14 protein-coding genes are annotated in these 12,673 nt (G+C 62.1%); 9 read left to right on the top strand and 5 right to left on the bottom strand.

The features are described from left to right. Positions 1–203: 203 nt before the first annotated feature. The 8 genes from recA to ASR47_RS06525 all read left to right on the top strand — a co-directional run bounded on the left by recA (position 204) and on the right by ASR47_RS06525 (position 7,847). Positions 204–1,304, top strand: coding sequence for a recombinase RecA (recA, locus tag ASR47_RS06560; protein ID WP_065306954.1), 1,101 nt, complete (start codon positions 204–206; stop codon positions 1,302–1,304). A gap of 370 nt (positions 1,305–1,674) precedes the next feature. Then, a complete protein-coding gene (recX, locus tag ASR47_RS06555; RefSeq protein ID WP_065306953.1) occupies positions 1,675–2,133 on the top strand; it encodes a recombination regulator RecX in 459 nt (152 codons plus the stop codon). 94 nt (positions 2,134–2,227) lie between these two features. Then, positions 2,228–3,766, top strand: coding sequence for a class I SAM-dependent methyltransferase (locus ASR47_RS06550; RefSeq protein WP_065306952.1), 1,539 nt, complete (start codon positions 2,228–2,230; stop codon positions 3,764–3,766). A 256-nt stretch (positions 3,767–4,022) separates the two neighbouring features. Then, complete coding sequence (locus ASR47_RS06545; RefSeq protein WP_065306951.1) at positions 4,023–4,583, top strand: DUF2889 domain-containing protein; 561 nt, start codon at positions 4,023–4,025, stop codon at positions 4,581–4,583. 76 nt (positions 4,584–4,659) lie between these two features. Then, positions 4,660–5,829, top strand: coding sequence for an ADP-forming succinate--CoA ligase subunit beta (gene sucC, locus ASR47_RS06540; protein WP_065306950.1), 1,170 nt, complete (start codon positions 4,660–4,662; stop codon positions 5,827–5,829). Between the two features lie 13 nt (positions 5,830–5,842). Next, positions 5,843–6,724: a succinate--CoA ligase subunit alpha gene (gene sucD, locus ASR47_RS06535; RefSeq protein WP_065306949.1), complete on the top strand. Its 882-nt coding sequence runs from the start codon at positions 5,843–5,845 to the stop codon at positions 6,722–6,724. A gap of 216 nt (positions 6,725–6,940) precedes the next feature. Continuing rightward, positions 6,941–7,405, top strand: a complete 465-nt coding sequence (locus ASR47_RS06530; protein ID WP_065306948.1) for a pilin — start codon at positions 6,941–6,943, stop codon at positions 7,403–7,405. Between the two features lie 58 nt (positions 7,406–7,463). Beyond that, positions 7,464–7,847, top strand: coding sequence for a DUF6713 family protein (locus tag ASR47_RS06525; RefSeq protein ID WP_217270537.1), 384 nt, complete (start codon positions 7,464–7,466; stop codon positions 7,845–7,847). Here ASR47_RS06525 and moaC read toward each other — a convergent pair. After that, positions 7,821–8,327 carry a cyclic pyranopterin monophosphate synthase MoaC gene (gene moaC / locus ASR47_RS06520; protein WP_065306946.1) on the bottom strand — a complete coding sequence of 169 codons (507 nt, stop codon included), beginning with the start codon at positions 8,325–8,327 and terminating at the stop codon, positions 7,821–7,823. The genes ASR47_RS06525 and moaC overlap by 27 nt on opposite strands. Positions 8,328–8,446: 119 nt before the next feature. Here moaC and ASR47_RS06515 point away from each other — a divergent pair, with 119 nt between their 5' ends. Further along, positions 8,447–10,048, top strand: a complete 1,602-nt coding sequence (locus tag ASR47_RS06515; RefSeq protein WP_065306945.1) for a M48 family metalloprotease — start codon at positions 8,447–8,449, stop codon at positions 10,046–10,048. On the opposite strand, the gene ASR47_RS06510 is transcribed toward ASR47_RS06515, so the two are convergent. From ASR47_RS06510 to ASR47_RS06495, 4 genes are all read right to left on the bottom strand, one after another. Continuing rightward, on the bottom strand, positions 10,049–10,639 hold the full coding sequence (locus ASR47_RS06510) for a DUF2946 family protein (protein ID WP_065306944.1): 591 nt from the start codon (positions 10,637–10,639) through the stop codon (positions 10,049–10,051). After that, positions 10,632–11,633, bottom strand: coding sequence for a YheT family hydrolase (locus ASR47_RS06505; protein WP_065306943.1), 1,002 nt, complete (start codon positions 11,631–11,633; stop codon positions 10,632–10,634). The genes ASR47_RS06510 and ASR47_RS06505 overlap by 8 nt, the downstream gene beginning before the upstream one ends. Before the next feature lie 7 nt (positions 11,634–11,640). Continuing rightward, the gene (locus ASR47_RS06500) at positions 11,641–12,066 is read right to left on the bottom strand and encodes a YybH family protein (protein ID WP_065306942.1); all 426 of its coding nucleotides are present in this window, start codon (positions 12,064–12,066) and stop codon (positions 11,641–11,643) included. A 180-nt stretch (positions 12,067–12,246) separates the two neighbouring features. Beyond that, a complete protein-coding gene (locus ASR47_RS06495) occupies positions 12,247–12,441 on the bottom strand; it encodes a zinc-finger domain-containing protein (protein ID WP_065306941.1) in 195 nt (64 codons plus the stop codon). Between the last annotated feature and the right edge of the window lie 232 nt (positions 12,442–12,673).

Here is a 12,673-nt window from a genome sequence, read left to right as displayed (position 1 = left end):
CTTGCGACATCAGAAGTGTGTATTGTGTTTCATTTCGCGCAAGGTGGCGAATATTTATGAAAAACCGCCTTGTCATGATCTGTTTCAAATCAAATGCACGTTCCGCTTGCATTAAGCACTGTTTTTTTATACAGTAGTGTCTGTGATGAATTTAGTGCTGCACCCCTTTACATCTATGCGCCAGTTCGGGCTGAAAGAACACAATGGACGATAAAAAAGCTGTAGTACCCGCATCGGAAAAAGCCAAGGCGCTGGCCGCCGCGCTGGCGCAGATCGAGAAGCAGTTTGGCAAAGGTTCGGTCATGCGCATGGATGCCAGCGCGCCGATCGAAGAAGTGCAAGTCGTGTCGACCGGTTCGCTCGGCCTCGATATCGCGCTGGGCGTAGGCGGCTTGCCGCGCGGCCGCGTGGTGGAAATCTACGGTCCTGAGTCGTCGGGTAAAACCACGCTGACCCTGCAAACCATCGCCGAAATGCAAAAACTGGGCGGTACCTGCGCCTTTATCGACGCCGAGCACGCGCTGGACGTCGGCTACGCCCAGAAGCTGGGCGTAAACCTGCACGAACTGCTGATCTCGCAACCGGATACGGGTGAGCAGGCGCTGGAAATCTGCGACGCCCTGGTGCGTTCGGGCAGCGTCGACCTGGTGGTCATCGATTCGGTGGCGGCGCTGACGCCACGCGCCGAGATCGAAGGCGACATGGGCGACTCGCTGCCAGGCCTGCAGGCGCGATTGATGTCGCAAGCGCTGCGCAAGCTGACTGGCTCGATCAACCGCACCAACACTCTGGTCATCTTCATCAACCAGATCCGCATGAAGATCGGCGTGATGTTCGGCAGCCCGGAAACCACCACCGGCGGCAATGCGCTGAAATTCTACGCTTCCGTGCGGCTCGATATCCGCCGCACCGGCTCGATCAAGTCGGGCGACGAAGTGATCGGCAACGAAACCAAGGTCAAGGTCGTCAAGAACAAGATCGCGCCACCGTTCAAGGAAGCGCACTTCGACATCCTGTACGGCGCAGGCACCTCGCGCGAAGGCGAAATCCTCGACCTCGGCTCCGACGCGAAGATCGTCGAGAAATCCGGTTCCTGGTACAGCTACAATGGCGAGCGCATCGGCCAGGGCAAGGACAACGCCCGCGCCTTCCTGCAAGAGCGTCCGGCCTTGGCGCGTGAGATCGAGAACAAGGTGCGCGCCTCGCTGGGCGTGCGCGAACTGCCGCCGCTGGCCGCTGAAAAGCCTGAAAAGCCTGAAAAAGCTGACAAAGCTGCCAAGGTAGCAGAAGCCAAGCCAGAGTAGGTCGGTGTAGGTCGGATTAGCGCTTCGCGCGTAATCCGACAACATTGTTGGCGCCTGTGGGTGTTGTTGGATTATGGCCTGCGGCCTATCCGACAACATTGTTGGCGCCTGTGGGTGTTGTTGGATTATGGCCTGCGGCCTATCCGACAACATTGTTGGCGCCTGTGGGTGTTGTCGGATTATGGCCTGCGGCCTATCCGACAACATTGTTGGCGCCTGTGGGTGTTGTCGGATTACGGCCTGCGGCCTAATCCGACCTACGCACAAAACGTGCAAGACGCAGTACCATGATCGCCGCCTCGCGTTTTTGCGCCGGGCGGCGATTGTGTTTGGATAGCAGTAATAGCTCAATCAGAAACAAGGTGGAAATATGGCCAGAGTGCAATTGAGCCTGAAGGGCAGGGCCTTGCGCTTTCTGTCGATGCGCGAACACAGTCGCATGGAGTTGCGCCGCAAGCTGCAGCGCCATGCCGAGGAAGGCGACGATGTGGAAGCCTTGCTCGACAGCCTGGAACAGGCCAATTGGCTGTCGCAGGAACGCTTTTCCGAGTCGCTGATCCACCGCCGTTCGGCGCGCTTCGGCAACAGCCGCATCATGGCCGAACTGCAAAGCCATGGCATCCAGGGCGAAGCGCTGCAGGAACTCAAGGCCGGCCTGGCCGAAGGCGAGACCGAACGCGCCTGCGAGGTATGGCGCCGCAAGTTCGGCACGGTGGCGCAGGACGCCGAACAGCGCAACAAGCAGATGCGCTTCCTGATGCAGCGCGGCTTTTCCCAGCGCGCGGTGCAAGTGGCCCTGAAAGGCCTGGACCCGGACGACGATCAATAATTGTTAACTTGCAGGCAAGGATCAGTTATTCTGCCCATGGGCGGTGACGCGTGGTGCGCGCCGGCACGTTCTATCATGGGATACTGGACAGCTGATGAGCAACTGGCATGCCGGCTACACGGCCGAAACCGCATACACGTACGGCTACTACACGGAATTGAATCCGCTGCGCACGCAGCTGCTGCTGCTGAACTGGGGGGTGCAGCCGCCCAGGGTCGGCACCGCCTGCGAGCTCGGTTTTGGCCAGGGCATGAGCGTCAATATCCATGCGGCGGCGTCCGGCACGCGCTGGTATGGCAATGACTTCAATCCGGCCCAGACCGCTTTTGCGCAGGAACTGGCCGAGGTGTCGGGCAACGGCGCCGTCTTGTGCGAGCAGTCGTTCCAGGAGTTTTGCACGCGCGCCGACCTGCCCGACTTCGATTTCATCGCCCTGCACGGCATCTGGAGCTGGATTTCGCCGGAAAACCAGGCACATATCGCCGACTTCCTGGCGCGCAAGCTCAAGCCCGGTGGCGTGCTGTACATCAGCTACAACACCCAGGCGGGCTGGGCGGCGATGGCGCCGATCCGCGACCTGATGGAGCAGCACAGCCGCGTGCTGAGCGCCCCGGGCCAGGATTCCCTGGCGCGCGTGAGCAGCGCGCTGTCCTTTGTCAACCGCATGATGGACACCAGGCCGCGCTACCTGCAGGCCAATCCCACCATCGCCGTGCGGCTGCAGCAGCTCGGCGAGCAGGATCCGAATTACCTGTCGCACGAGTATTTCAATCATTACTGGCAGCCGGTGTCGTTCGCGGCCATCAGGCCGGTGCTGGCCGCCGCCAAGCTCGACTTCGCCGGGTCGGCCACCTATCCCGACCACGTGCCGCCGCTGAACCTGTCGCCCGAGCAGATCGAGTTCCTGGCACAGATTCCCGACGCCACCTTTCGCGAGACCACCACGGACTTCATGGTCAACCGCCAGTTCCGCCAGGATTACTGGGTCAAGGGCAGCCGCCGGCTCAATGCGCATGAGCAGGCTACCGCCTTGCGGGCGGTACGCATCCTGCTGGTGGCGCCATTTGAGCAGATCAGCATGAAGGTGACGGGCGCCCTGGGCGAAGCCGAGATGGACCACGACAGCTATGCACCGCTGCTGGCATTGCTCGGTGACTACCAGCCGCACAGCATCGGCGAACTGCAGCAGCGCCTGCCGGAGAAGGTGGCCGAGCTCGGTAGTTTGCTGCAGATGCTGCTGGTGCTGGCGCATAAATCCTGCATTGCTCCAGTGCAGGATGATGCGGCGATTGCGCTGGCACGGCCGGCCACGGCCAGGCTGAACCGGCATCTGCTGGAAAAAGCACTCGGGCGCATCGACCTGGCTGCGCTCGCCAGTCCGGTGACGGGCGGCGGTATCGGTGTGTTTCATTTGCAACAGTTGTTTCTGTTGGCCCGGCTCGAAGGCCATGTCACGCCGCAAGCCTGGGTTCGCTTTGCCTGGCCGCCGTTCCGCGCACTGGGGCAAACCATGATGCGCGATGGCTTGCCGTTGACCAGCGAGGAAGACAATCTGGCCGAGCTGCTCAGGCATGCGGACAACTTCCACGTCACTGTGCTGCCCATCCTGCAAGCGCTGGGCGTGGCCGATTAACCCTGCCGTGACTTTTATGATATCAATCATTCATGAGTCGAATGACTTGCTGAAAAAAGCCGGTTTATTTTTATAATTTGAATTGCTTTTATCTGGACCGTGAAAAATTATGTTGCGGCGCAACCAGCGCGCAATGTGCTACACTTTTAGGGTTTTTGCGGCGCCGCAGGTGCGGTTGCTGTTCGTAGAAGCTGCGAACGGCGTGCTTTATGCACATGGCTGCTTACTAATTACGCCGCGCAAGCGGCATCGGTCTATGCCCCTGTCAACTCCCGTCTCCCGGCGCGCCTTACGGCACTCCCGCGTTATCGACGTCCAAGCGTATGTGCGCGACGACGGCCTGTGGGATATCGACGCGCATATCACCGACATCAAATCGTTTGACGCCAACCTGGCTTCCGGCCCGCGTGCCGCCGGCGCCCCGCTGCATGACCTCCATTTACGCATTACCGTCGATCACGCGCTGACCATTGTCGAGGCCGAAGCTGCCTCCGATGCCGTGCCCTATCCCGGTTTTTGCGATACCATCGGCCCCGCTTACAGGGCGCTGATCGGATTGAATTTGTTGAAGAATTTCCGCCGCGACTTGAAACAGCGCCTGGCGGGAATCGCTGGCTGTACCCATTTGACCGAACTGGCGCAAGTCTTGCCGACTGCAACGGTTCAGGCATTTGCCGGCGATGTCTGGTCGACCCGCGACGGCGAGAATGCTGATTTGCCGCATGAAAAGCCGTTTCAACTCGACAAATGCCATGCCCTGCGCACCGATGGTGGGGCGGTTGCACGGTATTACCCGCGCTGGGTAGCCAAAGCGTGACCCCGGCGCTGTTTTTCCTGTTTTTTTTGCACCACTAACCGTATTTTTACAAATCAGTATCAGAAGGGAAGCCAGCATGAAAATCCATGAGTATCAAGCCAAAGAAATCCTCCGGCAGCACGGAGTGACGGTACCGCGCGGCATTGCGTGCATGTCCGTCGACGAAGCCGTCAAGGCTGCGGAAACCCTGGGCGGCCCGGTATGGGTTGTCAAGGCGCAGATCCACGCAGGTGGCCGTGGCAAGGGCGGCGGCGTGAAAGTGGCAAAATCGATCGAACAGGTCAAAGAATATGCTGACCAGATCATGGGCATGCAGCTGATCACGCACCAGACCAGCGCCGAAGGCCAGAAAGTCAACCGCCTGCTGGTGGAAGAAGGCGCCGATATCAAACAGGAACTGTACGTCTCGCTGGTCACCGACCGCGTGACCCAGAAGATCGTGCTGATGGCCTCGTCCGAAGGCGGCATGGACATTGAAGAAGTGGCCGAGAGCCATCCTGAAAAAATCCATCATGTCACCATCGAGCCTAGCGTTGGCCTGACCGATGCCCAGGCAGACGATATCGCCACCAAAATCGGCGTGCCTGCCGGTTCCATCGTCGACGCCCGCGTCAACCTGCAAGGCCTGTACAAAGCCTACTGGGAAACCGATTGCTCGCTGGCCGAAATCAATCCGCTGATCGTCACCGGCAGCGGCAAGGTCATCGCGCTGGACGCCAAGTTCAACTTCGACCCGAACGCGCTGTTCCGCCATCCGGAAATCGTCGCCCTGCGCGACCTGGACGAAGAAGATCCGGCTGAAATCGAAGCGTCGAAATTCGACCTGGCTTACATTTCGCTCGACGGCAACATCGGCTGCCTGGTGAACGGCGCCGGCCTGGCCATGGCCACCATGGACACCATCAAACTGTTCGGCGGCGAGCCAGCCAACTTCCTCGACGTCGGCGGCGGCGCCACGGCCGAAAAAGTGACCGAAGCGTTCAAGATCATGCTGAAAAACCCGGGCCTGAAAGCCATCCTGGTGAACATTTTCGGCGGCATCATGCGTTGCGACGTGATCGCCGAAGGCGTTATCGCCGCGGTCAAGGCCGTCTCGCTGAACGTGCCGCTGGTGGTGCGCATGAAGGGCACCAACGAAGACCTGGGCAAAAAGATGCTGGCCGATTCCGGTCTGCCTATCATCGCAGCCGACACCATGGAAGATGCAGCCAAGAGTGTCGTTGCCGCTGCTGCCGGTCAAGCTTAATTAAGGAATCAACATGTCCATTCTGATCAATAAAGATACCAAAGTCGTTACCCAAGGGATCACCGGCAAGACCGGCCAGTTCCACACCCGCGGTTGCCGCGACTACGCGAACGGCAAAGCTGCCTTCGTGGCAGGCGTGAACCCGAAGAAAGCCGGCGAAGATTTCGAAGGCATTCCTATTTTCGCCAGCGTCACCGAAGCGAAAAAAGAAACCGGCGCCAATGTTTCCGTGATCTACGTGCCGCCAGCAGGCGCTGCCGCCGCGATCTGGGAAGCTGTCGAAGCTGAAATGGATCTGGCCATTTGCATCACCGAAGGCATTCCAGTACGCGACATGATGGCGTTGAAAGACCGCATGGCCAAGTCGGGCAGCAAAACCTTGCTGCTGGGCCCTAACTGCCCAGGCCTGATCACGCCAGACGAAATCAAGATCGGCATCATGCCAGGCCACATCCATAAAAAGGGCCGCATCGGCGTGGTATCGCGTTCGGGCACCCTGACCTATGAAGCAGTGGGTCAGTTGACCGCACTGGGCCTGGGCCAATCGTCGGCAGTCGGCATCGGCGGCGACCCGATCAACGGCCTCAAGCACATCGACATCATGAAGATGTTCAACGACGATCCGGATACCGACGCGGTCATCATGATCGGCGAAATCGGCGGTCCTGACGAAGCCAATGCCGCGTATTGGATCAAGGACAACATGAAAAAACCGGTGGTCGGCTTTATCGCCGGCGTCACCGCGCCTCCAGGCAAGCGCATGGGCCACGCCGGCGCGCTGATCTCGGGCGGCGCCGACACGGCACAAGCCAAGCTGGAAATCATGGAAGCGTGCGGCATCACCGTCACCAAGAACCCGTCGGAAATGGCGCGTCTGCTGAAAGCCATGCTGTAATCACAGCCTGGTAACAGTGGTATAAAAAAGGAGCTGCGGCTCCTTTTTTTATTGTCTGGCAGCCACGGCCATTCTGGTCGCGCGGCGACGGCGGCGGGCGCAAACAGGACGCGCCGCGTCGCTTTTCTTGCCTTGCTTCCCGGCGTAGCCCGTGCGTGGCGCTGGCATGGCGCTTGCACTTTCCCCTTGGTGAGCATCTGACAACAGGAGGAAACCATGCGCGCGCAGTCCGGATTTACCCTGATAGAACTGATGATCGTGGTGGCGATCGCCGGCATCCTGGCGGCCGTGGCGATCCCGCAATACAGCGACTACACCATGCGGGCCAAGATCAGCAATGTGCTGGCGGCCGCGGCGCCCCTGAAGACGGCGGTGGCCTTGTGTGTGCAGGAAAATGGCGGCGAAGCGGCCGCCTGCAGCACCACCACCGAAGCCAGGCCCAGCCCGATTCCCGCCTTCAGCGCGACGCGCGAAGTGGCCAGCGCCGGTGTCGAAAATGGCAATATCACGCTGACTCTGGCGCCCGACTTGGGCACCGGTCTCGCCGGCCAGACCATCACCATGAGGATGGATGCGGGCAGCAGCAGCCTGACCTGGTTCAACAGCACCACGGTCACCAATACGGCGGCCAGGGAAGCGATCTTGCGCAACAATATTGCGACGGCCGTAGCCGCCCTGTGAAGCAAAAAGCGCCGACAGCTTGCCCGTTTTGTTTTACAATCGGGCAATATTAATCATCATGAAATACGCCATGGCGCGCAGCTACTTCTGGACCATGTTATGCCTGATCCTGCATCAGATCGACGCCGCCTACTGGCGTGAATGGGAAATGTTCTACCTGCCGGGCGGCGTGCAGGGCTTCCTGGTCTTTAACCTGGCGGCGATTGCCGTGGTGCTGGCCGGCTACCGGCAAGTGCTGCTGGCGCTGCCGCGCGCGCGCCTGTACGCCGCCATCTGCGCCGCGCTGGGCCTGGCCACCTTCGTGATCCACGCCGGCTTTGCGCTGGCGGGGCTGGAACAATTTCACTTGCCGCTGTCGATGGCGGTCATCGTGCTGTGCCTGGGCTGCGCGCTATGGCTGCTCAATGAGCTGCGTCTACACCGCGGCCGTCCAGTCGCCTGACTTGCCGCCATGCTTTTCCAGCACCCGCACATTGGTCATCACCATGCCGCGGTCGACCGCCTTGCACATGTCGTAGATGGTCAGCAGGCCTATCTGCACCGACGTCAGCGCTTCCATTTCCACGCCGGTCTTGCCGGTCGTGTCGACCTGGGCGCGGCAGTGGACGCTGCTGGCCGCTTCGTCAATCTCGAAGTCGACCGTCACGCGCGTGATCGCCAGCGGGTGGCATAGCGGAATCAGATCGCTGGTGCGCTTGGCGCCCATGATGGCGGCGATGCGGGCGATGCCCAGCACGTCGCCTTTTTTGGCGTTGCCTTTGACAATGATGGCCAAGGTGGCCGGTTGCATGCGGATGGTGCCGGCCGCCACGGCGCTGCGGCGCGTGTCGTCCTTGCCGCCGACGTCAACCATATGGGCCTGGCCGGTGGCGTCGAAGTGGGTCAGTGCGCCAGCGGGCGCGTCTTGCTCGGGTATGCTCATGGTGTCGGCTCGATGTTCGCAATTATTCTTGCCACCATTATAGGGGGCGGCGCACGCGTGGAAAATGATCGCGCTTACGGGTTATGATAGCAGCCGTGAAATCCCACCCTTTTTATCCGATGGCTTGTTTAAAAGCCGGCACGCTGGCGGCCTTGCTGCTGGCCGCCCCATTGGCGCTGGCGCAAACGCCGGCGCCCGCCGCCACGCCGGCCAAGCCGGCAACGCCCGCTGCCAACTGGACGCCGCTGCCGCTGGCACCCACGCCGAATCTGCCGACCCTGGGCGACACCTCGCGCGAAGACCTGTCGCCGGCGATGGAGCGCAAGGTGGGCGAAGAGATCATTCGCGGCATCCGTGGCGACCGCGATTATCTCGATGATGCGCCTTTGCTGGAATACATGAATACCTTCGGCAATGCGCTGGTGGCGGCGCGCCCCAGCGTGCGCGGCGAAACCAGCTACGACTATTTCTTCTTTGTCGTGCGCGATCCGCAGCTGAACGCGTTTGCCTTGCCGGGCGGCTTTATCGGCGTGCACTCGGCCTTGCTGCTGGCCGCGCAGACCGAGGCGGAACTCGCTTCCGTGCTGTCGCACGAGATCGGCCATGTGGCGCAGCGCCATATCGCGCGCATGCTGGGCCAGCAGCGCCAGGATGCCCTGATGCCGCTGGCGGCCATCTTGCTGGCGGCGCTGGCCTCGCGCGCCGGCGGCGACGTGGCGATGGGCGTGTTCGCCGCCGGCCAGGGCCTGGCGATCCAGCGCCAGCTCAATTTCGGCCGCGACGCCGAACGCGAGGCCGACCGCATCGGTTTCCAGATCATGGGCGAAGCCGGTTTCGACACCACCGGCATGGTGGCCTTCTTTGGCCGCATGCAGGCGGCCAGCCGCTCGTACAGCGACCTGATGCCGGCGTATTTGCAGACCCACCCATTGACCACCGAGCGCATCGCCGATATCCAGGCGCGCATCCGCGAGCAGCCCTACAAGCAGCGGCCCGACAGCCTGAACTTTCACCTGGCGCGGGCGCGCGCCCGCGTGCTGCAGGATGAAAGCATGCAGGGTCTGCTGAACGCGAAAGCAACCTTCAAGACCCAGCTGGAACAGCAAAGCCGCTTCCAGGTGACGGCCGCCCATTATGGCCTGGCGTTTATCGCCATCAAAGAGGGCAAGACGCTTGAGGCCCAGGCCGAACTCGATGCGGCCAATGCGGCCCTGCACCAGCCAGCCGGGGCCAATGTATTTACTTCGGGCGGCACGCAAGGACCCAACTCGCTGCTGGCGGCGATGGAACTGGAAGTGCTGTTGATGCCGGCGCAAAAACCGGAAGTCGCGCCGCGAGCGGTCAAGGCGGCGGACGCCGCGCGCCACCGCTTTCCGCTGTCGCGCGGCATCGCCTATCAGTATGCGGAAGCGCTGATCGCCGACAAGCAGCTCGACAAGGCCACCGTCTATTTGCGCGAGCAGGTGCAGCTATACAAGGAAGAGCCGGAACTGCATGACCTGCTGGCCAGGGCCTATGCGACCCAGGGCAAGCGCACCTTGCAGCATATCGCGCTGGCCGAATCGTATGTCTTGCAGGGCGCCACCATGGCCGCGCTGGACCAGCTGACGATCGCCCGCAAGTCGACCGACGCCACCTTTTATGACCAGGCCGTGATCGACGCGCGCGAACGCGAGCTGCAGGAAAAACGCCGCGAGCAGCTCAAGGATCAGAAGTCGTAGTTATGCCGGCTGCGGCGCACGCTGGAAGCCGAAATGCCGCGGCACCTGCTCATGGGCCAGCGGCTGCACCGGAATGGCCTGGCCGCCATGCTGCAAGGTCAGCTTGCCAGTGGCGTGTTCCAGCCAGGCCAGCAGGGCCTCGTCGCCCACCGGCTGGCCGTCGAGGCGCAGTAACGCCATCACCTGCGCCATGTCGCGGTCATCGACCTGGGCGACGATGTCGCCCTGCCGCAGGATCAGCGCACCGTTATCGCACAGAAATGCCGCGTCGACCGCCGCCAGTGCGGCGCCTGTCTGCAGCACAAAGCCTTGCTGCGGATCGCTGCGGGCAATAAAAGGCGTTGCTTCCAGGTTCAGGTAGACGCGCTGCGGACCGTTCTGGAAGAACCAGCAGCCGCGTTCATCATGGGAATAGTTGCGATTGATAAAGCCGAGCAGGGCGGCGTGGGCGATCTTGTCGCCGGGCAGCTGCGATTGCTGGGCGCGCTCGTCGCGCATGCGCCAGCCGCCGCGCGCGTCGAGCCCCAGCCAGCCGTAGCAGTGGGGCACATTTGGCCATTTGGCCATCGCCTGTTTAACGAGGTCATCCATGTAGGGCAGCTTTCGCAGGGTGGTCGATGTGGCCAGCCTGACAGCTTTGCGCCAACGGTGTCGCCGCGCTGCCTCGTTCGAAGAACTGCAGCAGGCGCTGCGGCAGCCAATCGAGGTTGTTGCCGGCAAAGCCGACATGGCCGCCATGGCGCGGATACTCGAGCACTACCGCCGGCGCAGCGCTGCGCGGCAAATGCCGGCCCGGCAGGAACGGATCGTTCAGGGCGTTGAGCACCAGGGTCGGCACGGTGATGTCGTGCAACACGTGTTTGGCGCTGGCGCGGTGCCAGTAGTCGTCGGCGTCGCGGTAGCCGTGCAGCGGCGCCGTCACTGCATTGTCGAACGCATGCAGGTCGCGCGCGGCCAGCATGGCCTCGCGCTCGAACAGGCCGGGAAACTGCTCCAGCTTGGCCAGGCATTTCGGTTTCAGGGTCTGCAGGAACATGCGCGTGTACAGGCGGTTGGCGCCGGCAGACAAGGCTTTGCCACCCTGCGCCAGGTCCAGCGGGGCCGACACGGCCGCCGCCGCGTCGACAAACTCGGCGCCGTGCCGCGACTGTCCCAGCCAGCACAGCAGGGCGTTGCCGCCCAGCGAGACGCCGGCCGCGTAAAACCTGCCGCTGGCGCGCTGGCGCAAGCGGCGCAGCACCCAGTCCACTTCCTCGGCGTCGCCCGAATGATAGAAGCGCGGCCCCAGGTTGGCCTCGCCCGAACAGCCGCGAAAGTGCGGCACCGCGCCCGACCAGCCGCGCTGCGCCACCTGCGCCATCAGGGCGCGCGCATAGTGGCTGTCGGAAGAGCCTTCCAGGCCATGGAACAGCACCACGAAAGGCTGCCCCGGCTGGCCGTCGATCAGGTCGACGTCGACAAAATCGCCATCGGGCGCCTGCCAGCGTTCGCGCCGGAACGCCACCGGCGGCTTGGCAAACCAGACGGCCGGCGCGATGGTTTGCAGATGGCCGCCGGGCAGCCAGAATGGCGCGCGGTAGTGCATCGATGACTTAATGGAGGATCTGCGCTCCGGCCGCGTCCGACGGTGCGGCGCCGGGGGCGATCGAGACATGGTGCAGCACGATGCGCCAGCCACGCGGGGTTTTTACATAGACATTGGTGGCCAGCAAGTGCGCGGCCGCGCCTTCGCTGGCGGTGCTGCCTTCGACCACCGTATGAACCGAGCTCATCAGATTATGCGTTTCATGCAGCTGGGTCGGCAGGATGTGCAGGCCGCCGCCGGCCAGCACGGCTTCCCACGAGGCGCGGATGGCGGCATGGCCGATCAGGCGCGCGCCGCCCGGATGGATGCAGACGATTTCTTCATCGTCGGCCCACAGCGCCATCAGCGCATCGAGATCGGCGCGGTTGAGGGCATCGTAGAAAGCCACCTCGACTTCGGCGGCGCTGCCATTCAATTCCTTCACACTTTTCATGACGACTCCGGTCTTGGGGCTTGATGGTTAATTTTATGAGGGCCTGGAACGCCTAACAAAACCGTAGCGAGCGGAAGGGAGTTGTGGCTGAGAAGCGCAACCGTACAGAGTACGGGGCCGCCGAGGCGGTGAGCATCGCAGGCCACAAATACCGACGCGCAGCAGTTTTGTCAGGTGTTCTTAGTGGTGGCCGGCGCTGGCGCCTGGTTTCAGTTTGTAGGCCGTGCCGCAGTACGGGCACTTGGCCGTGCCATGGTTGTCAAATTCGAGGAACACGCGCGGATGCGACGACCACAGCGGCATGGCCGGATTAGGGCAGTGGGCTGGCAGGTCTTTACCGTCGAGTTCGACCGCTGGCTGGGTGGTGTTTGTCATCTTGTCATGCTCCGTGAGGCTAAAATAATAAAGTTAGGGTGAAAACGCGGCGTGCAAAAACCACGATTTTAACGGATTCGCGCAGGCAGGAAAATTCATCCGTAGAATGGCGGCTTGATCCGCTAGGGCAGGGCGCCGTTTTCATGTGAAAAGCGCGCGCGCAGGCCGCCACCATGAACCCTGATACCGTCTTTTTCACGCCAGGCGCGCTGCCGTTGGCCTGCGCCGCCGT

Source organism: Janthinobacterium psychrotolerans (assembly GCF_001677885.1).
Taxonomy (GTDB): Bacteria; Pseudomonadota; Gammaproteobacteria; order Burkholderiales; family Burkholderiaceae_D; genus Janthinobacterium; species Janthinobacterium psychrotolerans.
This window is presented reverse-complemented; position numbering and strand designations above follow the sequence as displayed.